The sequence below is a fragment of the Thiolapillus sp. genome (genome assembly GCF_048562965.1).
Lineage (GTDB): Bacteria > Pseudomonadota > Gammaproteobacteria > Chromatiales > Chromatiaceae > Thiolapillus > Thiolapillus brandeum_A.
On the sequence record NZ_JBHNMF010001261.1, the window covers coordinates 1 to 745 of the forward strand.

A 745-nucleotide genomic window follows, 5' to 3' on the forward strand; every position below is an offset into this window, starting at 1 on the left:
CGCCGCGTTCGGAGGCCTACTTTGTTTTCCCTCTGGCGCAAGGCACGCCGGGAAAACAGTGCGGTCTCGCGGCTACTGGGGACTACCAGCCTTCGCTTCGCTCTCCATGGCTGGCAGCGATGGAGAACAACCAATGAAACAGACACTATTGACCCAACTTGCCGGTGGCACGCTGATCCTTGTCGCCGGCCTCGGCCTGGCCAATGCCGCCGATTGCCAGAAAAAATACTACAGCCCCGACTGGGTGGCTCAGCCACCCAAGGTGGATGTGTACAACTATGTCCGGGCAGAAACCGACCTGCAATTCAAGGGCTATTCCGAGAAATACAAGGCCTTCGGCAAGTTTGCCCACAGCAGAAAACCCTATGATGTCCACAAGCAAGTGACGCAGAGCGGCAACCGCGATACCCTGTATTCCTTTGGCGTATTCGATCTGTCCAAGTCACCACTGACCATCGAACTGCCGGAAATCGGCACCCGATACATCATGTTTGGCATCCGCACCTTCGCCGATCCCAACAGCAAGGAAGACCTGGCCAGGGCACACAAGCTGCAGGATGCTATGAGAGTCAGCCAGTCCGACCCGGGAGACCTGTCCGGCATTCCTGATTGGAACGAAAAGAAGATGATGGAGCTGCGCAAGGACTTCAACAACCTCGGCAGCACCCTGCCCGACAGCTCCACTTTCTTTGGCGTAAAATGCGACCGCTCCTATCTGCAGAATGCCCTGGGCGTAGCCGTAGGC

The 745-nt window shown here is 57.0% G+C and carries 1 protein-coding gene; it reads left to right on the forward strand.

What is annotated here, in order from left to right:
• Nucleotides 1-133: 133 nt before the first annotated feature.
• The coding region (locus tag ACOCD2_RS23685; protein ID WP_293885699.1) for a DUF1254 domain-containing protein at nt 134-745 on the forward strand (612 nt) is incomplete at its 3' end.